Genomic DNA, 21,384 nt, shown 5'->3' on the forward strand with positions numbered 1-21,384 from the left:
TGACCGTACAGGGGGCAAGCGTCGAACGTCTCGGGAACCGGTGGGAGTTCCATGGCGGGGGGCCGGGCCGGGGCCGGGTCGATGAGAATGGGGGCGTGCGCTACCGGATTCTCGGCAATACCCAGGTCCACCACCCCGACGGCAGCCCCGTCGCCCTCGGCGGCGCCCGGCTGCGCGCGCTCCTGACGGTGCTCGCGCTGCGGCCGGGCCGGGCCGCCCCGGTGGGTGTCCTCGTCGACGAGGTGTGGGGGGACCGGCCGCCCGCCGACGCGCCGGCCGCGCTCCAGGCACTGGTCGGCCGGCTGCGCCGGGCGCTCGGCCATGGCGCGGTCTTCTCGGCGGAGAGCGGTGGCTACGGGCTCGCCGCCGAGGCCGACGACATCGATCTGCACCGCTTCGAGCGGCTCACCGCCGACGGCGCCCGCGCCCTGGAGGAGGGCGACGCGGCGAAGGCCACGACCCTGCTCGACGACGCGCTCGCGCTGTGGGCCGGACCCGCGCTCGCCGACCTGCCCGACCCCGGCCCGCTCGCCGCCCGCGCCGAGGCCCGCAGGCTGGACGCCCGCCGGCTGCGGCTCGCCGCCACCCTCGCGCTCGGCCGCGCCGACGAGACGCTGGCCGAGCTCGCCGTGCTGTGCGCGGACCATCCGCTGGACGAGCCGCTGCACGCGCTGCGCATCAAGGCACTGCGTGCCGCGGGCCGCCCGGCCGAGGCGCTCGCCGCGTACGAGAGCGTGCGCGTCACCCTCGCCGATGAACTCGGCGCCGACCCCGGGGCCGAACTACGCCTTATATATGGCGAGTTGCTCAATCCGGACGCCGAGCCTTCGCCCCCGGCCGCCCCGGTGCGCGGCAACCTGCGGGCCCGGCTCACGTCGTTCGTCGGGCGCGAGGCCGACCTCGCGGACATCCGCGGCGATCTCGAAGGCGCCCGCCTGGTCACCCTGCTCGGGCCCGGCGGGGCGGGCAAGACCCGGCTCTCGCAGGAGGCCGCCGACGGCGTCGCGGCCTGCTGGCCGGACGGGGTGTGGCTGGCCGAACTCGCCCCCGTGGACGATCCGTCGGGGGTGCCGGCCGCCGTGCTCACCGCCGTCGGCGCCCGCAAGACGGTGCTGCACGCGGCGGGCGCCGAGGAGCTCAGGGCCGCCGACCCGTACGCGGACGACCCCGTGGTCCGGCTCGCCGAGCACTGCGGGCCGCGCCGGATGCTGCTGCTCCTGGACAACTGCGAGCACGTGATCGGCGCCGCCGCCGAACTCGCCGAGTACCTCCTGGCCCGCTGCCCCCAGCTGGCCGTCCTCGCCACCAGCCGCGAACCGCTCGGTGTGCCCGGGGAGTTGGTGCGGCCGGTCGAGCCGCTGCCCGCGCCGTTCGCCCTCCGTCTGTTCGCCGAGCGGGGGGCGGCGGCCCGGCCCGGCTTCCGCGTCGAGGACGATCCGGAGGCCGCCGCCGAGATCTGCCGCCGCCTGGACGGGCTGCCGCTCGCCATCGAACTGGCCGCCGCCCGCCTCCGCATGTTGACGCCTCGTCAGATCGCGGACCGGCTCGACGACCGCTTCCGGCTGCTCACCAGCGGCAGCCGTACCGTGCTGCCGAGGCAGCAGACCCTGCGGGCCGTCGTCGACTGGTCCTGGGACCTCCTGGAGGGATCCGAACGCGCGGTGCTCGGTCGGCTCGCCGTCTTCGCGGGCGGCTGCGACCTGGCGGCGGCGGAGGCCGTGTGCGCCCAGGGCGCCGCGCCAACCGGCCCGGACGTGGCCGCCGTCCTCGGCTCGCTCGTCGACAAGTCGCTCGTGGTGGCCGCCCCCGACGCCACCGGCGAGATGCGCTACCGGCTCCTGGAGACCGTCGCCGAATACGCCGCCGGGCGCCTCGCGGACGCCGGCGACCGGGCCGCCGCCGAGCGGCGCCACCTCACCCACTACCGCGAGCTGGCCCGGCGCACCGACGTCGAACTGCGCGGCCCCGGCCAGCGGGCCGCGATCGACACCTTCGAGCGGGAGTACGAGAACCTGCGGACCGCGCTGCGCCGCGCGGTCGCGCTGCGCGACGAGCAGGAGGCGCTGTGCCTGGTGCACGCCCTGCTCTGGTACTGGCAGATGCGCGACCTGCGGGTCGATTCACGGTACTGGGGGCGGGAGGTGGCGGCCCTCGGCCCCGATCCGTTCGCGCCACCCGTGGCACCCGCGCCACCGGTCCACACCCGCTGCACGGACGCCCCGCCCCCGTACGGCGACGAGGTGCTTCAGGAGGCGCGGCGGGGTGTGCACCTGGTCCAACTGGCGTCCATGGACCACGACTTGGACCTCTGGACCACCCCGGACGCGCTGGAGCGGCTGCGCGCGATCGTGTCCGCCTACCGGCCGGGTCTTCCGCAGACCTGCCGGATGCCGGGCTCGCTCTGGTTCTTCCCCGTGGTGCTCACCGGCGACCAGGAACTCCTCCAGGAGGTCCTCGACGCGACCGTGACGGCCTGCGAGGAGCTCGGCTACGCCTGGGAGCTGGCGGCCGCCCTCCAGATGCGCGCCAACGTCCGGGCCAACCGGGCCGAATGGTCGGGCGACGCGACGGCGGACGCCGATGCGAGCCTGCGGATGTTCCGGCGCCTGGGGGACGCCTGGGGCGCGGCCGAGGCGCTGGGGGCCAGGGGCGAGGCGCGCGAGAAGCGGGGCGAGTTCGGCCCGGCGGCCGAGGACTTCGCCGCCGCGCTCGACTACGCCGAGCAGCTCGGGGCGCAGGCCCAGGTGGCCCTGCTCAGGGCCCGTCTGGCCGCCCTGCTCCTGGAGACGGGGGAGGTGGAGCGCGGCGAGGCGATGCTGCGCGAGATCCTGGCCGACGGCCACGGCGCGGGCGTCGAGGCGCGGCCCGCGGCCCGGCTCTTCCTCACCATGTGGCTGGGCCGCACCCGCAGGTTCGACGAGGCGCGCGAGCAGATCGACATCATGCTGCGGGAGTTCCGCTCCGCCAACCTCATGCTCTTCGAGGGCTTCGTGATCGGCGTGCGGGCCTGGCTGGACAACGAGGAGGGCCACTTCGCCGACGCCCTGGCCGGGGCCTTCGTCGCCCTTGGCCGGGCCCAGGAGCCGCTGGCGCGGATGGTCGCGCCGGAGATGATCGCCGTGCATCTGCTCACCGCGGCCTGGGCGGTCGCCGGGCTCGGCGGCACCGGCAACGGCCTGGACGCGGCGCGCCTGATCGGCGCCCACGACGCCCTGCTTCCGGTCGGCCACTTCTCCCCGCCCGTGGAGGCCGAGCAGCGTGCCGTGGCCGAACGCACCACGCGCGCCCTGCTCGACGACGCCGCCTACGGGGCCGCGTACGCCGAGGGCGGCGGCCTCTCCGTGGTGGAGGCCACCGCCCTGGTGCGACGCGATCGCGAGGACGTGCCGGACTGACGTACCGTCGGACTCAGGTGCGCTTGCGGAACTTGGCGACCGCCAGCGGGGCCGTCACCAGCGTGATGCCCGCCGACCAGGCGAGGGTCATCAGCGCGGAGTGGGCGACCGGGCCACCGGTGATCAGGCCGCGGGCCGCGTCCGCCAGGTTGGACAGCGGGTTGTAGTCGGTGAAGGACTGCAGCCAGCCCGGCATCGTGGTCGGCTTGGCGAAGATGGACGAGCCGAACTGCAGCGGCATCAGCACGAGCATGGCCACTCCCTGGACGGCCTGGACCGTCTTCATGGTGAGTCCGAGCAAGATGAAGATCCACATGAGGGACGCGCCGAACACCAGGGACAGACCGATGGCGGCGAGCAGGCCGAACACCGAGGTGCTGACGCTGAGGCCCAGGATGAAGCCCATGATCAGCAGGATCGTGGTGGCCACCAGCATGCGGCCGACCTCGACGACCATCTTGGCGATGAGGACGGACGACCGGGCGATGGGCATCGTCCGGAAGCGGTCCATCACCCCCTTCTTGAAGTCGTCGTTGACGCCGGTGCCGACCGCCATCGCGATGTTGAGGCCCATCATCGCCATCAGGCCGGGCACCAGGTAGTTGACGTACTGGCCCCGGTTGCCGTCGCCGAACATCGCGCCGCCGAAGACGTAGACGAAGAGCAGCACGAAGATGATCGGCATCAGCACGGCGTCGAACATCGACTCCGGGTCGGCCTTGATCTGGAGCATGTTGCGGCGCGCCAGGGCGCCGATGTGGCGCAGGTTCGCGCGCAGGCCGATCCGTACGTCGTCGGATCCGACGGCCGCCCGCGGCGGCGAAGGGGCCTGCTGGGCAGGCGCGTTGACGGTGGTGGTGGCGCTCATGCCGCGACCTCCTCGATCTCACGGTGGGCGTCCTGGGAGTCGGCGGTCTTCTGGCCGGTGATGGCCAGGAACACCTCGTCCAGGCTGGGAAGGTGGGTGCCTATGTGGGCGATGCCGTAGCCGCGCGAGCCCAACAGGCCCACCACGGCGGTCAGTTGCTCGTCGCTGAGGATCGGCACGTTGAGCACGCCCTCGTCCGGCACCACCTGGGTGCCCGCGACGCCGTCCAGGCCCGCCTCGGTCACGGCCCGCGCCATCGCGCCCAGCTGCTCCGGGTCGGTGGGCCGGATCTGCAGGGTGCGGCCGCCGACCCGGGCCTTCAGCTCGTCGACCTCGCCGTTGGCGATGACCTTGCCGCGGTCGATGACCGTCAGCTCGCTCGCGAGCTGCTCGGCCTCCTCCATGTACTGCGTGGTCAGCAGCACGGTGGCGCCCTCGGCGACCATCCGGCGCACCTCGTCCCACACCTCGTTGCGGGTGCGCGGGTCGAGGCCCGTGGTCGGCTCGTCCAGGTACAGCACGGCCGGGTGGCCGATCATGGAGGCGGCCAGGTCGAGCCGGCGCCGCATGCCGCCGGAGTAGGTCGCCGTGAGCCGTTTGCCGGCGTCCGTGAGCGAGAAGCGCTCCAGGAGCTCGTCGGCGCGGGAGCGGGCGTCCTTGCGGGACAGATCGAGCAGCCGGCCGATCATGTACAGGTTCTCGCGGCCGGACAGCTTCTCGTCGACCGAGGCGTACTGCCCGGTCAGGCCGATGGTGCGGCGCAGCTGGCGGGGCTGCGTCACCACGTCGTACCCGGCGACCACGGCCGTGCCGGCGTCCGGCACGAGCAGGGTGGACAGGCAGCGGACGAGGGTGGTCTTGCCGGCGCCGTTCGGTCCGAGGACACCGAGCACGGTGCCTTCGCGGACGTCCAGGTCGACGCCGTCCAGCGCCTTGGTGTCGCCGAAGTGCTTCACCAGCCCCCGCACGGAGACGGCGATGCCGGCCGTGCCGGCCGCGCCGTCCCCGTTGATCATGGGCTTCTTGTCGATTCGCGTCATGCCCACCAAGGTGCCAGGCCCCACCGACAAGCCACCGACAGACCGCCGACAGCCTGTGGACAACCGCCGACGGGAGCCCCCGGCAGGCGCGCGCCCGAGGAGTGCCACCGTGTGCGCCGCAACGACGGACAGCCCGCCGATGGGGGAAGTCGGCGGACTGTCGTCGTGACCGCAGTGGCTTTGAGGACGGCGGTGACCAGCGGTGATCAGGTGATGAGCGAAGAGGAAACGGGTCAGTGGAAGGTGTGCTCCTCGGCGGGGAAGGCCCCGCCGACGACCTCGCCCGCGAACGCCTTCGCCGCGTCCCCGAGGGACTCGCGCAGGTTCATGTACTGCTTGGTGAAGCGCGGGGTCTTGCCCGGCGTCAGGCCCACCATGTCGGTGTAGACGAGCACTTGGGCATCGCACTCGGCCCCCGCGCCGATGCCGACCGTCGGGATGTGCAGGGTCCGCGTGACCTCGGCCGCGAGCTCGGCCGGGACCAGTTCGAGGACGATCGCGAAGGCGCCCGCGTCCTGCACGGCCTTGGCGTCGCGCAGCAGCTGGTGCGCCGCCTCGTCGCCGCGGCCCTGCACCCGGTAGCCCAGCGTGTTCACGGACTGCGGGGTGAGCCCGATGTGCCCCATGACCGGGATGCCGGAGTCGACGAGCAGCCGGATCTGCTCGTGGCTGCGCTCGCCGCCCTCCAGCTTCACCGCCCCGACGCCCGCGTCCTTGACCAGGCGCATCGCGGTGCGCAGGGCCTGTACCGGGCCCTCCTGGTAGGAGCCGAAGGGGAGGTCGCCGACGATCAGGGCGCGCGAGGTGCCCCGCACGACGGCGGCGGACAGCATGGTGATCTCGTCAAGGGTGACCGGAACGGTCGTCTCGTAACCGAGGTGGCAGTTGCCCATCGAGTCGCCCACGAGCAGGACCGGGATCCCGGCCTCGTCGAAGACGGACGCGGTCATCGCGTCGTACGCGGTGAGCATGGGCCACTTCTCGCCGCGCGCCTTGGCGCCGGCGATGTCGTGCACGGTGATGCGCCGGGTGCCCTTGCCTCCGTACAGCGCCTTGGGATCGCTGCTGTCGGGGGTCTTCTGGGCAGCCTGAAGTTGTTGCGTCATCGCAACGGCTCCTGTTCGTCATCTCGAAGCGCCCTCACGGCGTCTCCGGACCACATCCATGGTGGCATCCCGTGCCCTCCCCCGGGAAGTGGGTGTGCCGGGAAGGTAAATGCGCCACGAAACGAACCGGTGTCCGAAAAGCAAAGAGCTTTCTATACGAGACGGTCTCGTATCGAAATGCATCTAGGCTGGACGACATGTCAACCACGCCTGCCGCGTCCGGTGCCCCGGCCGCACCTCGGATACCCGAAGCCGTCCACCGTCGACGCTGGGCGATCCTCGCCGTCCTGATGCTCAGCCTCCTGATCGTCGTCCTCGACAACTCGATCCTGAACGTCGCCGTCAAGACGATCGCGAGCCCCGCCCCCACCGGCCTCGGCGCCACCCAGAGCGAGCTGGAGTGGGCGATCAACGCCTACACCCTCGTCTTCGCCGGGCTCCTCTTCACCTCCGGCCTGCTCGGCGACCGGCTCGGCCGCAAGAAGATCCTGCTCTTCGGCATCACGGTCTTCGGCCTCGGCTCGGTGCTCGCCGCGTTCTCCAACTCCCCGGACCAGCTCATCGCCTTCCGCGCCCTGATGGGTCTGGGCGGCGCGTTCGTCATGCCCGCCACCCTCGCGGTCCTCATGAACGTCTTCGAGCGCGACGAGCAGCCCAAGGCGATCGGCATCTGGGCCGGCGGCGTCGGCCTCGCCATCGCGATCGGCCCGATCACCGGCGGCGTCCTGCTCCAGCACTTCTGGTGGGGCTCGGTCTTCCTGGTGAACGTGCCCGTCGTGATCATCGCCCTGATCGCCATGGTCGTCCTCGTACCGGACTCCAAGGACCCCAGCCCCGGCAAGCTCGACCCGGTCGGCGTGCTGCTCTCCGTGGTGGGCCTGGTCCTGCTCGTGTACGGCATCATCCACGGCGGCGAACTGGCGGACTTCACCGATCCCACCGTCCTCGCCACGATCCTCGGCGGCATCGCGGTCCTGGTGGGCTTCGTCGTGTACGAGAAGCGCTGCGACCACCCCGCCATCGACATCAACTACTTCAAGAAGCCCGCGTTCTCGGCGGCCGTCGTCGCCATCGCGCTGACCTTCTTCGCGCTGATGGGCGTGACCTTCTTCTCGGTCTTCTACATGCAGAGCGTGCGCGGCTACAGCGCCTTGCAGTCCGGGCTGCTCATCCTGCCGCTCGCCGCCGCCCAGATGATCTTCGCGCCGCGCGCCCGGCTCGTCGTCGACCGGTTCGGCGCGCGAGCGGTCTGCGCCGCGGGACTGATCCTGGTGGCCGTCGGCCTCGCCGCCTTCGGCCTGTTCGACGCGAACACCCCCATCTGGGTCATGGAGGTCGTCTTCTTCATCCAGGGCACCGGAATGGCCCACATCATGCCGCCCGTCACCGTCTCGATCATGCAGTCCCTGCCGCGTGAGAAGGCCGGCTCGGGCTCGGCGGTCAACAACACCTTCCGCCAGGTCGGCGGCGCGCTCGGCGTCGCGGTGCTCGGCTCGCTGCTCTCCACCGTCTACCGCGGCGACATCGAGGGCCACCTCGACGCGGTCCCCGAAGGGGCGCGCAAGGCGGCCGGCGAATCCATCGAGGCGACCCTCGGCGTCGCCGAGCGGATGGGCCCGGCGGGCAGGGCCCTGATCGGGCCGGCCGACGACGCGTTCATCCACGCCATGCACATCACCGCGTTCGCCTCGTCCGGCGTCGCGCTGCTCGGCGCGCTCGTCGTCGCCCTGTTCCTGCCCGGCAAGCCGCCCGCCGGCAAGGCGCCCACGGCACAGGACCGGCCCGCGGAGGCCGCCCGCAAGTAGCGGGCGGACCTTCGGGACAATCAGCGGGTCGGTCGACAGAAGCGGAGCGGGCGTGACCCTGATGGACAAGCGGCACAGCAACGGCGAACCGCGGCGCGGGCGGCCCCGCTCCGAGGCCGTGGACCGGCAGATCCTGGAAGCCGTGATCAAGCTGCTGGAGGAAGGCGTATCGCTCGCCGACCTCTCCATCGAACGCGTCGCCCGCACCGCCGGCGTCGGCAAGGCCACCATCTACCGGCGCTGGGCCGGCAAGGAGGAGCTGTTCGTCGAGGTCGTCCAGTCCATGGAGTCGCCCACCCCGCCGCTGCCCGGCGACTCGCTGCGCGGCGACCTGATCGCCATGGTGGAGAACGTGCGCCAGCGCGGAGCCGCGAAGCGGTCCTCCGCGCTGCTGCACAACGTCTTCGCGCAGATGCAGAGCTATCCCAAGCTCTGGTGCAAGTACCACAGCCTGGTCATCGACCCCCGCCGCGAGCTGTTCGACGAGGTGCTGCGGCGGGGCATCGCCAACGGCGAACTCCGCGCCGGGCTCGACCTCGACATGGCCGGCGACCTCTTCGTCGCCCCCATGCTGGTCCGCACGATGATGCGGCCCGACACCGAACTGCCCGGCCCCGAGTTCGCCGAACGCGTCGTGGACGCCGTCCTCGAAGGGCTGCGCCCGCCCCGCTGAATATGCGCATTTCGTTACAGGCCCCCCGCAGGGCCGCCGTCCTGGAACCCGGCAACGCGCCCGGTCGTCCTGCTGGCCGTAGGGAATGTCGTACGAGAGGTACGGCGGCAGGGAAACGCACTCGTTTTCGCCTAGGGTCGAACACGCGAAACGATGTGCGGAAACAGCAGTGAGGACAGCGGTATGGCGCGGGCGTACATGACGGAGACGGGCGACGGAAGCGCGGAGGGCGAGCGCACCGGGTCCCGATTCCGGCGCCAGGTCGACCGCTGGCGAAACGACCGCGGCATCTGGCGCCGCGGCCTGGTGCTCGCGGGGCTCGCCGTACTGATCGCCCTGGTGATGCTGGTGCACGGCCGGATCCCCAACTCGATCGGCAACCTCGGCTCGCTCTCCGAAACCTTCCTGCCCTGGCTCGCGGTGTTCCTGCCGGTGCTGCTCGGCCTCGCGCTGTGGCGCCGCTCGGCGAGCGCGCTGGTCGCGCTGCTTCTGCCGGTGATCGTCTGGTTCAACGTGTTCGGCGGACTGCTCACCGACAAGCAGGGCTCGGGCGGCAACCTGGTGGTGGCCACCCACAACGTGAACGCGGAGAACCCCGACCCGGTCGGCACCGCCCGCCAGGTCGCGTCCTCCGGAGCGCAGGTGCTCGCGCTGGAGGAGATCCCGAGCGACAAGGCCGACACGTACAAGAAGGCGCTCGACGACATCTACCCGTACCACTCGGTGCAGGGCACGGTCGGCCTGTGGTCCAAGTACCCGCTCAGCGACAGCCGGCCCGTCGACATCAACATGGGCTGGACGCGCGCGATGCGCTCCACGGTGAAGACCCCGACCGGCGACATCGCGGTGTACGTCGCCCACATGCCGTCGGTCCGGGTCAAGCTGAACGCGGGGTTCACCGCCAACCAGCGTGACAACAGCGCCTATTTGCTGGGCGAGGCGATCTCCGCCGAGCCGAACAAGAAGGTGGTCCTGCTCGGCGACCTCAACGGCACGATGAACGACCGCTCCCTGAACAACATCACCGCCCAGATGCGCTCCACCCAGGGCGCCGCGGGCAGCGGCTTCGGGTTCAGCTGGCCGGCCTCGTTCCCGATGGCCCGCATCGACCAGATCATGGTCAAGGGCATCCAGCCCAAGTCGTCGTGGACACTGCCGAAGACGGACAGCGACCACCTGCCGATCGCGGCCCGGCTCCAGGTGTGAGGCCGGGGCGCCCCGGCCCGGGGGCGGCCCGGGCCCGGTGTCAGAGCGACTCGCGCCAGAGGTTGGTGATCGGCAGCCGGCGGTCCTTCCCGAATCCCTTCGCGGAGATCTTCGTGCCCGGCGGGTACTGGCGCCGCTTGTACTCCGCGGTGTCCACCATCCGCAGCGTCTTCGCCACCAGCTCCCGGTCGTACCCGGCGGCCACGATCGCGTCGGCACCCTGGTCGCGGTCGACGTACATCGACAGGATCGCGTCCAGGACCGGGTAGTCGGGCAGCGAGTCGGTGTCGACCTGGCCGGGGCTGAGTTCGGCGCTCGGGGGCTTGGAGATGGAGTTCTCCGGGATCGGCGGCGTCTGGCCGCGCTCGGCCGCCGCGCGGTTGCGCCACCTGGCGAGCCGGAACACCGCCGTCTTGTACACGTCCTTGATCGGCCCGTACGCGCCCACGGAATCCCCGTACAGCGTCGAATAGCCCACCGCCAGCTCGGACTTGTTGCCCGGGGCGAGCACGAGGTGCCCCTCCTGGTTGGACAGCGCCATCAGCAGGGTGCCGCGCAGCCGCGACTGGAGGTTCTCCTCGGCGAGCCCGGTCAGGGCGAGCGAGCCCATGTACGCGTCGAACATCGGCTCGATGGACACGGTGCGGAAGTTGAGCCCGGTCCGCCGGGCGAGCTCGGCCGCGTCGCCGCGGGAGTGGTCCGAGGAGTACTTCGACGGCATGGACACGCCGTAGACGTCGGCCGCGCCCAGCGCGTCGCAGGCGATCGCGGCGACCAGCGCCGAGTCGATTCCGCCGGACAGGCCGACCAGGACCGAGCGGAAGCCGTTCTTCGCGATGTAGGCGCGCAGGCCCACGACCAGCGCCGAGTAGACCTCCTCGTCGTCGTCGAGGCGCTCGGCGTAGCCGCCGGCGAGCTCCGGCTCGTACGCCGCGAGCGGCTCCTCGGAGACCACGACGTGGTCGATGCGCAGCCCGTCGTCCACCACGCCGGAGGGGGCGGGGCCCGCGGCGGGCAGCTCCAGGTCGAGGATCACCGCGCCCTCGCTGAACTGCGGTGCCCGCGCCACGACTTCGCCGTCCGCGTCGACGACGATCGAGTCGCCGTCGAAGACCAGCTCGTCCTGGCCGCCGATGGTCGCGACGTACGCCAGCGTGCAGCCCGCCTCCTGGGCCCGCTTGCGGACCAGGTCGAGCCGCGAGTCGTCCTTGTTCTGCTCGTACGGCGAGGCGTTGACGGAGATGAGGAGACCCGCCCCGGCCGACCGGGTGGCCGGCACGCGGCCGCCGTCCTGCCACAGGTCCTCGCAGATGGCGAGGGCCACGTCGATGCCGCGCACCCGCACCACCGGCAGGGTGTCGCCCGGCACGAAGTAGCGGAACTCGTCGAAGACGCCGTAGTTGGGCAGGTGGTGCTTGGCGAAGGCCAGCACCACCCGGCCGCCGTGCAGCACCGCCGCCGCGTTCTGCGGGGCGCCCGCGGGCTGGCCGAGCCGGGGGACCGCGACCGGCGAGCGGTCCAGATAGCCGACCACCACCGGGATCTCCCCGAACCCCTCCGCCGCCAGACGCGCGGCGAGGGCGGTGAGCGCCCGGCGGGACGCCTCGACGAAGGACGACCTGAGGGCGAGGTCCTCGACGGGGTAGCCGGTCAGCATCATCTCGGGGAACGCCACGAGGTGCGCCCCCTGCTCGGCACAGTGCCGTGTCCAGTGCACGATCGCCTCGGTGTTGCCGGGGATGTCGCCGACGGCCGAGTCGATCTGATTCAGGGCGAGACGTAGTTGAGGCACGCGTCCACTCTAATCGTCAGTGCGACGCGATGGGGGGTGGAGCAAGGTGCCTGGCGCGCGGTGGCGGGGTTGCGTCGGCCCGCGACCGACCCGGACCCGACGGGATCGAACCGGATCGCGAGGTGGCGCGTTCCTTACGGAACCGGGCCCGGCCGGCACGCGGAACCCGCGCGACGCGTTATCTCGAACCGGCCGGGGCCGACGTGCGGGATCCGCGTGGCGCGTTCTCGTCGAACCGGCGGCAGCCGACATGCGGGACGCGGCCGTCGAACCGATCATGGGCGCATGACGACCACGGACGCCTCCGATGAAGAGCTCGTCGCGGACGAAGGGGGGAGCGGCCGCCAGCTGGTCTCCTGGGTGACCCTCGGCCTGATGACGACGGCATCCGTCGCGAGCCTGCGCCCCTCGCCCTCCATGGCCATCTACGGCCTGGCCGCGATCTTCCTCTACCTCCTGCCCGCCATCGTCTTCCTGCTCCCGACCGCCCTGGTCGGCGCGGAACTCGCCTCCGGCTGGACCGGCGGCATCTACCGCTGGGTGAGCGAGGCGCTCGGCAAGCCGCTCGGCTTCCTCGCCGTGTGGTGCCAGTTCGCCATGACGATCGCGTACTACCCGAGCCTGCTCGCCTACGTCGCCTCGACCTTCGCGTACGTCATCAACCCGAGGCTGGCCGAGAACGGGCTCTACGTCGCCATCGTCATCGTCGTCATCTACTGGACCGGGGTGTGGATCTCCTCGCGCGGCACCAGGACCGTCGCCGGGCTCAGCTCCCTCGGGCTCGTCATCGGCACGCTCGTCCCCGGCGTGGTCCTGGTCGTCCTCGGCTTCGTCTTCCTCGGCCAGGGCAACCCCTCGGCGGCGCCCATGAGCGCCTCGCACTGGCTGCCGCCGTGGACCGGGCTCGCCAGCCTCGTCCTGATCGTCAACAACTTCCTGTCGTACGCCGGCATGGAGATGAACGGCGTCCACGTGTCCTCGCTGCGCCACCCCAGGCGCGAGTACCCGCGGTCGATGTTCCTGGCGACCGGCCTGGTCCTGCTGATCTTCATCCTTCCGGCCCTGGCCATCTCCTGGGTGATGCCGTCCAGGGAACTGAGCCTCACGGCCGGTCTGATGCAGGCCTTCCAGGCCTTCTTCGACCACTTCCACATCGGCTGGATGACCCGGGTGGTCGGCGTGATGCTGGTGGCGGCCGCGCTCGGCGGCATGCTGACCTGGCTCGCGGGACCGGCCAAGGGCCTGGTGCTGCTCTCGCGCCAGGAGGGCTATCTGCCGCCGTTCCTCCAGCGGTTGAACAAGTACGGCACCCCGCAGAACATCATGGTCACGCAGGGCGTCATCACCACCCTGATCGGCATCCTCTACGCCTTCAGCGGCGATGTGTCGAGCGCCTACTGGATGTTCTCCGTCATCACCGTGCAGATCTACCTGATCGCCTACCTGCTGATGTTCGTCGCGGTGGTCCGGCTGCGCAGGACCCGTCCCGAGGTGGAGCGCGGCTTCCGGGTGCCCGCCGTGGCGTGGGTCGCGGGCATCGGGTTCGTGGCGTCGGTGGCCGCGCTGTGCATCGGGTTCGTGCCGCCGGACCAGTTCGGCAACCAGCCGCTGTGGCGGTATCTGCTCATCGTCGGCGGCGGACTGCTCGTACTCGGGCTGCTCGCGCCGCTCGCCTTCCTGAAGTTCCGCAAGCCGGGCTGGGTGCATCCGGACCACCAGCAGCCGCTGTCACCCCCGTAGCATTGGCCCCACTATGTCCCGCAGTGGTGTGCGAACCCGGCCCGTCGCCGTCCTGCTCGCCCTCGGCGCGCTGGCGTACACGGCGTGGGTGCTAGAGCTCCTCCTCCAGACCGGCCTCGACCCGATCCAGGCGTACGTGAGTGAACTCGCCGCCGCCGACCAGCCGCTCGGCGGCCTCTTCCGCGCGACCGACCTGACGGCGGGGCTCCTCGTGCTCGCGGCGGCCGTGTGCGCGCTGACGCGCTGCGACCGGCGCCGCTGGTCGCTCGCCGGGTGGTCGGGGCTCGCGCTGTTCGGCGCCGCCACGGCCCTCGACTCCCGGCTCCCGCTGAGCTGCGCCCCCACCGCCGACCCGGTGTGCGCGGCCCGCGAGACGGCGGGCCTGGTTCCCGCGACGCACACCGCGCACGCGGTCAGCAGCAGCCTCGCGATGGTGGGGGCGCTGGTGGGAGTCGTCGCCCTGACCGTCGCGGCCCGCCGCTACGGCTGGTGGCCGCCGCTCGGTGCCCGGCTCGGCCCGGCGCTCGTGGTCCTCGAACTGGCCGCCACCGTCTGGACGTTGACCTCGGTCGCCGCCTTCCAGGCGGGCCGGGGCACCTGGGCCCTGGGCGCGGGCCAGCGCCTCCAGGTGCTGCTCGTGGCGGTCTGGCTTGGGGTGCTCGCATGGAGCGTGGCGCGGGAGGAGCGGGCGTGCGGATGTTCCTGAACGTGGGCGGGGTCGCGCACCACGTGGTGGTGGAGGGGACGGGTCCGGTGGTGGTGCTCAGCGCGGGCCTGGGCATGAGCTGGTTCGACTGGGACCCGGTGGTGCCGTCGCTTGCCGCGCACCGCACGGTCGTACGGTTCGACCGGCCCGGGCACGGTCTGTCCGGGCCCGCGCCGGTGCCGCCGAGCGCGGCGGGGGAGGCGGGCCGGATCGCCGGGCTCCTCGACGCGCTGGGCGTCGCCGGTCCGGCCACCGTGGTCGGCCACTCCATCGCCGGGTTCCACGCGGAGGCCTTCGCGAGGCTGTACCCGGACCGTACGGCGGGGCTCGTCCTGGTCGACTCCAGCGTCGAGGAGCACGCCCGGCCCCCGGCCGCCCCGGCCCTCCGGCTCGCCCTCGCGCGGGCGGCCGCGGCCGCGCTCTGCCGCGCGGGAGTGCCGGCCGCGCTCGGCCCCGCGCTGCGCCGGGCGACCGTCCGCGCCTCCCGCACGGGGGGCGCGGATCCGGCGCCCCGGGATCTGGTGCGGTCGTGCTACCGCACGTCGCGGGTGTTGCGGGGGATGGTCCTGGAGAACGCCACGTACGGGGCGGTGGCGGCGGAACTCCGTTGCCTGCGGCGTGAGTTGGGGCTTCCAGCCGTACCGGTGACGGTGCTGGCGGGCGGTGCGGGCGGCCCCGCCTGGACGGCCCGCCAGCGGGCCCTCGCGTCCGCGCTGGGCGCGCGCTTCCAACTGGCTTCTGGGGCGGGGCACTTGGTGATGCTGGATGCGCCGGGGGTGGTGGCGGGGGCGATCTCCCCCACCCCGCCCCTTCCCTAGACCCTCCGGGGGAGGGTTCGTCGTCTGCGGACCGTAGGGGCCGTTCGCGCAGTTCCTCGCGCCCCTGTAGGTGGTCCGGCATGGGCATCTTCAGCCCGTCCGGCGTTTGAGGACGAGCGCCGTTCAGGCGCGAACGGGGTCTGGGGCGGAGCCCCCAGGGTCTTTCAGCCCCCGGAGGGTCTCGGGAAGGGGCGGGGTGGGGGAGAAGCAAACCGCCCCGCCCCCCGGCCGGTACGTGGCCGAAGGGCGGGGCGGAACCCCGGAAGGGGTCAGCGGCGGAACGGGTTGGCGTACGAGGCGACGTAGCCGGGGGCGGGCGAACCCACACCCGTCACGTCGTCGTAGCCGCGCGTCGCCGCGAGCGAGCTGTCCTTGCCGAGCGTCCGCACCGAGGTCAGAAGCCCCGCGGACGCGTCCACACTGTTGGCGAAGTCGACCCGGGCGACCGCGAGGTCACGGGACGCACCCAGCGGGTGGTCCGTCACGTCGTGGTAGAGCCGCGAGTCGAAGCGCTCGTAGATCGACGGGTTCGCGAACCCGATCGGGGAGCGCTTGGCCTGCTGGGCCAGCGCCTGGATGCCCGCGGTGACCGGCGCGGCCAGCGAGGTGCCGCCGATGCGGTACTCGTCGTAGCTCACCGACTTGTCGGGCCAGGTCTGCGTCTGGCCCACCAGGAACCCGGTGTTGGGGTCGGCCACGGCCGCGATGTCCGGAACCGTACGCATCCGGGTCGCGCCGTTCGCCTTCGCCAGCGAGTCCGGCACGACGCCGCGCTGGTAGAACGGCTGCTTCACGGTGGAGCTGGTGCCGCCGCCCGCGCCACTGGTGAAGGCGCCCGGGAAGTTCACCCAGCTCTTGCCGTCGGCGGACAGGGTCGCCTTCTCGGTGCCCCAGCCGGTCTCGAACTGGTACTTGTCGTTCTTGCCGACCGCGAGCGAGGTGCCGCCGACCGCCGTCACCCACGCCGAGTTGGCCGGGGTGTCGACCTGCTTCTTGCCGGACGCGGCGGCCTGGTCGCCGTCGTCGCCCGAGGAGAAGTAGAAGCCGATGCCCTCGATCGCGCCCAGCTTGAACGTCTGGTCGTACGCGGCCGCGGCGTCCGGCGTCTCGTTGGCCTCGATGTCGCCCCACGAGTTGGAGACGATGTCGGCCAGGTGCCGGTCGACGACCTTGTTGAGGGCGTCGAGCAGATCCGGGTCGTTGCAGGACGCGCCGCCCACGTACACGATGTTCGCGTCCGGGGCGACCGCGTGCACGGCCTCGACGTCGAGGGACTCCTCGCCGTACCAGCCGGACGCGCCACACGCCTCCGTGCTGTTGTAGTCCGCCGGAAGCACCTCGGTGTACTGGCCCGTCTTGTAGGGCTTGTCACCGTTGCGCTTGGCGTACTTCTCGGCGTCCGACGCCATGGTCGGCGAGGCGTACGCGTCGGTGATCGCCACCGTCACGCCCTTGCCGGTGTACTTGCCCGCGCCGTACGCCGCCCGCAGCTGCTGGCCGGTGTAACCGTGCACGGCGTACGGGATCTTCGTGCCGTACGCGTCCGGCAGCGTCTTGGCGACGTTCGAGCCGTAGTACGTGGAGAACGGGCCCGCGTTGCGGAAGCCGGCGCCGGGACCCGGAAGGGTGTCCTGGTGCGTCGACTGGTGCGGCGCGTTGTCCAGGCCCGTCACCGTCAGAACGGCGCCCACGAGCGCGTTCGGCGCGGAGGCGTTCTTGGACGGGGCGTGGTAAGTCCGGCCCGCCTTGCGGTAGTTGTGCAGCTGCGTGGCGAACGCCTTCTGCGCCGCGGCCGCGTCACCGGATACCGAGATGTAGTGCTGGTTGGAGCCCGTGATGGTCAGTCCGGACGACTTCAGCCACTGGGTGACCGCGTCGATCTGCTCCTGGGTCGCGCCGAAGCGCTGCTGCGCCTGAGCGGCGCTGAGGTACTTGCCGTACGAGGCCGACTGCGGGTCGGACACGGCCGCGGCGTACGCGTCCAGGCCCTTCGCGTCCCGCCCGGCGAGGTACACCCGGGCGTTGACCTTCGTGGATGCGGCCGTGGCGCCCTGGTCGGCGGAGCCGGTGGCCCAGACGGGCTGGGTGCCCGCGAGGGCCGCCCGTCCGCTCGGGACCGGGTCGGCCGCCTGGGCGGACGGTATGCCGAGGGCGAGCGCGCCGGCGAGCAGTGGCAGTGTCGCTGCCATGCTCACACCGGCGCGCCGCCTGGCGCGGCTGGTTCTCATGTAACCCCCTGCGTGAGGTCTTCGCCTGCTGTACATGCACTGTCTGATGCGTGCATGTAATGCGTCACTCTTGTCAGGAACGGTTCATGCGGGGGGCATGTGATCACCAAGAAAGGCCAAAGAGCGTTTACCGGTGCTCAGTTGGCGCGCGGGGCGGCGCCCCTTTTCTTCAGCATTTGCGCCATCAGGTCGATTTCGGACTGCTGGGAGTCGACCATGCCCTGCGCCAGCTGCTTCTCCGGGCCCACCGCGCAGCGCCGCACACAGCCCTCGGCCATGTGGATGCCGCCCTTGTGGTGCTCGGTCATCAGCTGGAGGTAGAGCACCTCGGCGTCCTTGCCGCTGAGCTTTCGCAACCGGTCGAGCTCGTTGTTGGTGGCCATGCCCGGCATCAGCGCGCCGTCGGCGCCCGGCTCCATGCCCATGCCCATCCACGCCATCGGCAGCTGGGACGCCTCGTTCTTCGGCAGCCCCCACAGATCGAGCCAGCCGAGCATCATGCCGCGCTGGTTGGCCTGGGTGTTGGCGATGTCGTACGCGAGGCGGCGCACCTCCTCGTCCGAGGTGCGGTCGCGCACGATGAACGACATCTCCACCGCCTGCTGGTGATGCGTCGACATGTCGCGCGCGAACCCCGCGTCCGCCGAAGTGGCCGTCGGCGTACGGGACTTGGCCTCGGCGGTCGAGCCGTCGCCGCCGGAGGAGACGAGCACCGCGGCCGCCGCGAACACCATCAGGAGCGCGAGGGCGGCGGCCGGGCCCCAGTACCTGCGGATCACTGGGCGTCCAGCCCGCCCGTGCACGCGGCGCCGGGCTCGGGCGTCTGCGGGCCCTGGACGTACTTGGTGAAGAACTGGTTCACCCGGGGGTCGTCCGCCCCGTCCACCGTGACCTGCTTGCCCCAGGCGCTCAGCATGATGGCCCCGGCCTGGTCCTTGTACGGGCTCATCAGCGAGTACGGCGTTTTAGACACCTTGTCGGCGAGCTTCTTCACGTCGGCGGCGGACGCCTTGTCGGTGTACGTCACCCACACCGCGCCATGTTCCAGGGAGTGCACGGCGTTCATGTCCGGGACCTGCTTCGGGTAGACGTTGCCGCCGCAGTTCATCCACACCTGGTCGTGGTCGCCGCCCACCGGCGGCTTCATCGGGTAGTTCACCTTCGTCGTCACGTGGTTGCGGGTCAGCTTCTTGGCGTCCCAGTCCTTCTCGCCCGCGATCGACGCGTTGGGGTCACTGCTGCCCTGAGCCTTGGCGTCGGCCGAACTGCCGCCGCCGTCCGACTTGCCGAACTCGTACACGCCGAAGCCGACCAGGCCCGCGACCGCGAGCACGCCGGCGGTGACCGAGGCGATCACCACGAGCCGGCCGCGCCGCTGCCGGGCCTGCTCGGCGCGGCGCAGCTCCTCCATCCGGGCTCTGCGGGCGGCGGTGGGGTCTTCGTTGATGGTCATGGGTGTCTGACGTCCTTCTGCTGAGGGGGAGTTGGGGGCGGGGCGGCCGGGCTCCGGCCGCGGGTCCCCCTAAGTCCGCAGCACCTGAAGGACGTGCAGATCCGGCGCGCGCGGCCGGGCCCCCGGCCATACGGACGCGGCCCCGGCGCGCAGCGATACGGGGTGGACGTCCTGGACCGCGGCAGGGGCGGGGGCGTCCTGGGGCGGCGCGGTGAGCACGGCCGGGACGTCGTGCGGGAACAGCCCGCAGTCGCCCCGGTCGTAGGGGCAGACGTACGGGGCGGCGCCGCTCGTGGGCGGGCCGTGGGGGCGGGCCGGGTGCTCGCCGCCCGCCGCGAGGCAGATGAAGAGCGCGGCGAGCAGCGTCGCCATGGCACTGAGCAGCGCCACGGGACGCGTGATGCGTGTGAGCCGCACTCCCCCCATGGGCGCAGATCGTAGGGGAGGGAGTGCGGCTCGCGGCAGGCCGGGTCGGGTACCGGCCGAAAACAGCGGGCTCGGCCCGTGTGCGGCCGGGGCCGGCGGGGCTCGGCCCGTGCCCTGGGCTCAGCCCACGTGTACCCGGGGCCTGCGGGCCAGGTCCGGTTCGGCCCGGCGCAGCACCTCGCGGGTGACGGGCGCGACCTCGCCGTCGCCGAACACCAGGAAGCGCAGCAGATGGCTCAGCGGATGGCCCTCGGTCCAGTTGAAGTACGCGTGCGGCACCTCGCCGGTGCGGTCGCGCAGTTCCATCATCACGGCCGCGATGGTGTTGGGCACGACCGCGCCCTCGACCCGCAGCCTGCGCACCCCGTGCTTCTCGTCGCCCTGGACGGTGAGTTCGGTGGTGAAGTCGGAGGAGTTCTGGATGAAGACCTCCAGGAACAGCACCGGCCGCCCGTCCGGGATGTGGGTCTCCTCGCGCTGGCTGTACTCCTTGGCGCGGTACTCCCGCCGCGAGTGCTCCTGCGGCTCGTTGGCGATGATCCGCAGCGGGCCGCCGCGCGCGGCCTCGTCCACGAACCGGGCGGCGCACGCGTCGAACGTCACGGCCGTCGCCCGCAGTTCGAAGGCGCGGTGCACCCGCGAGGCGAACGACGACACGACGATGCCCACGATGAACAGCATCGCGATCTTGATGCCGTCCGGCCGCTCGATCACATTGGTGACCAGCGTGTACGCGAAGACGGCGGTGACCACCCCGAAGCCGGCCGCCGCGGCCCGCCGCCCGCGCCGGTGCACCGCGACCGTCGAGGCGAACGAGGCCGACAGCATCAGGACCAGGACCCCGGTGGCGTAGGCGCCGCTCTGCGCGTCCACGTTCGCGTCGAACCACCAGGTGATGAAGAAGGCGATCGCCATGAAGATCAGCACCAGCGGCCGCACCGCACGCGTCCACTCGGGAGCCATGCCGTAGCGCGGCAGATAGCGCGGTACGAGGTTGAGCAGGCCCGCGGTCGCCGAGGCCCCGGCGAACCAGAGGATGGCGATGGTCGAGATGTCGTACACCGTCCCGAAGCCCTCGCCCAGGTGCTGGTGGGCGAGATAGGCGAGGGCGCGGCCGTTGGCGCCGCCGCCGGGCTTGAACTCGGATTCCGGGATCAGAATGGTCGTCGCCAGGCTGGAGACCAGCAGGAACCCGCTCATGATGAGCGCGGCCGTGGTCAGGAGCTTGCGGGTGTCCCGGATGCGGCCGGCCGGCTTGTCGTACGTGTCCGAGGCGTCGCCCTGGATCTGCGGCATGACCGCCACGCCCGTCTCGAACCCGGACATGCCGAGCGCGAGCTTGGGGAAGACGAGCAGCGAGACGCCGATCATCGCGAGCGGCGAGGAGTGCGCGGCGGTCATCGCGTCCCACCAGTCGCCGATGACGACCGGCTCGGTGGCTATCTTCCAGACGGCGGTCGCGAGCACCACCAGGTTCAGCACCAGATAGACGCCGACGAGCGCCACCGCGATCCCGATGGCCTCCTTGAACCCCTTGAGGAAGACCGCGCCGAGCAGCGCGACGAGCGCGAGCGTGATCCAGAGGTTGGAGCCGTGCAGGAAGCCGGGGGCGAACGGGTTCTCCACGACGTGCGCGGAGGCGTCAGCGGCCGAAAGGGTGATCGTGATCATGAAGTCCGTGGCGGCGAAGCCCAGCAGCACCAGGACGAAGATCTTCCCCGCCCACCAGGGCAGCAGCCGCTCCAGCATGGCGATCGAGCCCTCGCCGTTCGGCGACTCCTTCGCGACCCGCCGGTACACCGGCAGCGCCCCGCCGAGCGTCAGGGCGATCAGGACCAGGGTGGCCAGCGGCGAGAGCAGCCCGGCGGCGAGCGCCGCGATGCCGGGCTGGTAGCCGAGCGTGGAGAAGTAGTCGACACCCGTCAGGCACATGACCCGCCACCAGCGATGGCCCTTGTGCTCGGCCGGCGGGGTGCCGTGCGGTCCGGGATGGCGGGCCGAGCGCTCGCTCAGCCCGTCGAGCAGCCAGCCGCGCCAGCGGCGCCGGCCCAGCGGTACGACGGCGGTATCCGGAGGATCCACCTGGGTGCCGGTCATGCGACGTTCTCCTGAGTCGTTCTGGCGGGGG

Annotated in this window: 16 protein-coding genes; 7 read left to right on the forward strand and 9 right to left on the reverse strand. The window is 71.8% G+C overall.

All coding sequences use genetic code 11. The annotated features are described in order from the left end of the window. Window positions 1–95 precede the first annotated feature (95 nt). Window positions 96–3,395 (forward strand): BTAD domain-containing putative transcriptional regulator, encoded by a 3,300-nt coding sequence (locus ACFYZA_RS10460; RefSeq protein ID WP_388489141.1) that lies wholly within the window; start codon window positions 96–98, stop codon window positions 3,393–3,395. Window positions 3,396–3,408: 13 nt separating this feature from the next. Here the strand turns inward: ACFYZA_RS10460 and ACFYZA_RS10465 are convergent, their stop codons facing one another. From ACFYZA_RS10465 to panB, 3 genes are all read right to left on the reverse strand, one after another. Beyond that, window positions 3,409–4,263, reverse strand: a complete 855-nt coding sequence (locus tag ACFYZA_RS10465) for an ABC transporter permease (RefSeq protein WP_382597888.1) — start codon at window positions 4,261–4,263, stop codon at window positions 3,409–3,411. Then, on the reverse strand, window positions 4,260–5,303 hold the full coding sequence (locus tag ACFYZA_RS10470) for an ATP-binding cassette domain-containing protein (RefSeq protein WP_382597886.1): 1,044 nt from the start codon (window positions 5,301–5,303) through the stop codon (window positions 4,260–4,262). The genes ACFYZA_RS10465 and ACFYZA_RS10470 overlap by 4 nt, the downstream gene beginning before the upstream one ends. A 233-nt stretch (window positions 5,304–5,536) precedes the next feature. Then, window positions 5,537–6,409 carry a 3-methyl-2-oxobutanoate hydroxymethyltransferase gene (panB, locus tag ACFYZA_RS10475; protein WP_382597884.1) on the reverse strand — a complete coding sequence of 291 codons (873 nt, stop codon included), beginning with the start codon at window positions 6,407–6,409 and terminating at the stop codon, window positions 5,537–5,539. A 197-nt stretch (window positions 6,410–6,606) separates the two neighbouring features. Here panB and ACFYZA_RS10480 point away from each other — a divergent pair, with 197 nt between their 5' ends. From ACFYZA_RS10480 to ACFYZA_RS10490, 3 genes are all read left to right on the forward strand, one after another. Beyond that, complete coding sequence (locus ACFYZA_RS10480; protein WP_388489145.1) at window positions 6,607–8,214, forward strand: MFS transporter; 1,608 nt, start codon at window positions 6,607–6,609, stop codon at window positions 8,212–8,214. A 61-nt stretch (window positions 8,215–8,275) separates the two neighbouring features. After that, window positions 8,276–8,887: a TetR/AcrR family transcriptional regulator gene (locus tag ACFYZA_RS10485; RefSeq protein WP_382597968.1), complete on the forward strand. Its 612-nt coding sequence runs from the start codon at window positions 8,276–8,278 to the stop codon at window positions 8,885–8,887. 183 nt (window positions 8,888–9,070) lie between these two features. Continuing rightward, entirely contained in the window at window positions 9,071–10,093 is a 1,023-nt protein-coding gene (locus tag ACFYZA_RS10490; protein ID WP_382597880.1) for an endonuclease/exonuclease/phosphatase family protein, read from the forward strand. A gap of 40 nt (window positions 10,094–10,133) precedes the next feature. Here the strand turns inward: ACFYZA_RS10490 and ACFYZA_RS10495 are convergent, their stop codons facing one another. Next, the gene (locus ACFYZA_RS10495) at window positions 10,134–11,885 is read right to left on the reverse strand and encodes an NAD+ synthase (protein ID WP_382597878.1); all 1,752 of its coding nucleotides are present in this window, start codon (window positions 11,883–11,885) and stop codon (window positions 10,134–10,136) included. Between the two features lie 285 nt (window positions 11,886–12,170). Here ACFYZA_RS10495 and ACFYZA_RS10500 point away from each other — a divergent pair, with 285 nt between their 5' ends. Genes ACFYZA_RS10500 through ACFYZA_RS10510 form a run of 3 tightly spaced genes read left to right on the forward strand, consistent with a single transcriptional unit; the run spans window position 12,171 to window position 15,149 of the window. Further along, window positions 12,171–13,625: an APC family permease gene (locus tag ACFYZA_RS10500; RefSeq protein ID WP_382597875.1), complete on the forward strand. Its 1,455-nt coding sequence runs from the start codon at window positions 12,171–12,173 to the stop codon at window positions 13,623–13,625. 13 nt (window positions 13,626–13,638) lie between these two features. Next, window positions 13,639–14,331 carry a DUF998 domain-containing protein gene (locus ACFYZA_RS10505; RefSeq protein ID WP_382597873.1) on the forward strand — a complete coding sequence of 231 codons (693 nt, stop codon included), beginning with the start codon at window positions 13,639–13,641 and terminating at the stop codon, window positions 14,329–14,331. Continuing rightward, window positions 14,322–15,149: an alpha/beta fold hydrolase gene (locus tag ACFYZA_RS10510; RefSeq protein ID WP_388489433.1), complete on the forward strand. Its 828-nt coding sequence runs from the start codon at window positions 14,322–14,324 to the stop codon at window positions 15,147–15,149. The genes ACFYZA_RS10505 and ACFYZA_RS10510 overlap by 10 nt, the downstream gene beginning before the upstream one ends. A 269-nt stretch (window positions 15,150–15,418) precedes the next feature. Here ACFYZA_RS10510 and ACFYZA_RS10515 read toward each other — a convergent pair whose 3' ends face one another. From ACFYZA_RS10515 to ACFYZA_RS10535, 5 genes are all read right to left on the reverse strand, one after another. Then, window positions 15,419–17,338 carry a protease pro-enzyme activation domain-containing protein gene (locus ACFYZA_RS10515; RefSeq protein ID WP_388489149.1) on the reverse strand — a complete coding sequence of 640 codons (1,920 nt, stop codon included), beginning with the start codon at window positions 17,336–17,338 and terminating at the stop codon, window positions 15,419–15,421. A gap of 176 nt (window positions 17,339–17,514) precedes the next feature. Next, window positions 17,515–18,111 (reverse strand): DUF305 domain-containing protein, encoded by a 597-nt coding sequence (locus tag ACFYZA_RS10520; protein ID WP_388489436.1) that lies wholly within the window; start codon window positions 18,109–18,111, stop codon window positions 17,515–17,517. Window positions 18,112–18,152: 41 nt separating this feature from the next. Further along, window positions 18,153–18,830, reverse strand: a complete 678-nt coding sequence (locus ACFYZA_RS10525; protein ID WP_382600031.1) for a DUF3105 domain-containing protein — start codon at window positions 18,828–18,830, stop codon at window positions 18,153–18,155. A gap of 69 nt (window positions 18,831–18,899) precedes the next feature. Next, window positions 18,900–19,220 carry a hypothetical protein gene (locus ACFYZA_RS10530; protein WP_388489152.1) on the reverse strand — a complete coding sequence of 107 codons (321 nt, stop codon included), beginning with the start codon at window positions 19,218–19,220 and terminating at the stop codon, window positions 18,900–18,902. Between the two features lie 156 nt (window positions 19,221–19,376). Beyond that, entirely contained in the window at window positions 19,377–21,353 is a 1,977-nt protein-coding gene (locus tag ACFYZA_RS10535; protein WP_388489155.1) for an amino acid transporter, read from the reverse strand. Window positions 21,354–21,384 lie beyond the last annotated feature (31 nt).

The organism is Streptomyces sp. NPDC001828 (assembly GCF_042892175.1).
Lineage (GTDB): Bacteria > Actinomycetota > Actinomycetes > Streptomycetales > Streptomycetaceae > Streptomyces.

Bases quoted from the DNA above. Each gene is read 5' to 3' on its own strand.
- ACFYZA_RS10465 (WP_382597888.1), bottom strand. From the start codon at position 4,263: ATGAGCGCCACCACCACCGTCAACGCGCCTGCCCAGCAGGCCCCTTCG.
- ACFYZA_RS10470 (WP_382597886.1), bottom strand. From the start codon at position 5,303: ATGACGCGAATCGACAAGAAGCCCATGATCAACGGGGACGGCGCGGCC.
- panB (WP_382597884.1), bottom strand. From the start codon at position 6,409: ATGACGCAACAACTTCAGGCTGCCCAGAAGACCCCCGACAGCAGCGAT.
- ACFYZA_RS10480 (WP_388489145.1), top strand. From the start codon at position 6,607: ATGTCAACCACGCCTGCCGCGTCCGGTGCCCCGGCCGCACCTCGGATA.
- ACFYZA_RS10485 (WP_382597968.1), top strand. From the start codon at position 8,276: ATGGACAAGCGGCACAGCAACGGCGAACCGCGGCGCGGGCGGCCCCGC.
- ACFYZA_RS10490 (WP_382597880.1), top strand. From the start codon at position 9,071: ATGGCGCGGGCGTACATGACGGAGACGGGCGACGGAAGCGCGGAGGGC.
- ACFYZA_RS10500 (WP_382597875.1), top strand. From the start codon at position 12,171: ATGACGACCACGGACGCCTCCGATGAAGAGCTCGTCGCGGACGAAGGG.
- ACFYZA_RS10505 (WP_382597873.1), top strand. From the start codon at position 13,639: ATGTCCCGCAGTGGTGTGCGAACCCGGCCCGTCGCCGTCCTGCTCGCC.
- ACFYZA_RS10510 (WP_388489433.1), top strand. From the start codon at position 14,322: ATGTTCCTGAACGTGGGCGGGGTCGCGCACCACGTGGTGGTGGAGGGG.
- ACFYZA_RS10515 (WP_388489149.1), bottom strand. From the start codon at position 17,338: ATGGCAGCGACACTGCCACTGCTCGCCGGCGCGCTCGCCCTCGGCATA.
- ACFYZA_RS10520 (WP_388489436.1), bottom strand. From the start codon at position 18,111: ATGGTGTTCGCGGCGGCCGCGGTGCTCGTCTCCTCCGGCGGCGACGGC.
- ACFYZA_RS10525 (WP_382600031.1), bottom strand. From the start codon at position 18,830: ATGACCATCAACGAAGACCCCACCGCCGCCCGCAGAGCCCGGATGGAG.
- ACFYZA_RS10535 (WP_388489155.1), bottom strand. From the start codon at position 21,353: ATGACCGGCACCCAGGTGGATCCTCCGGATACCGCCGTCGTACCGCTG.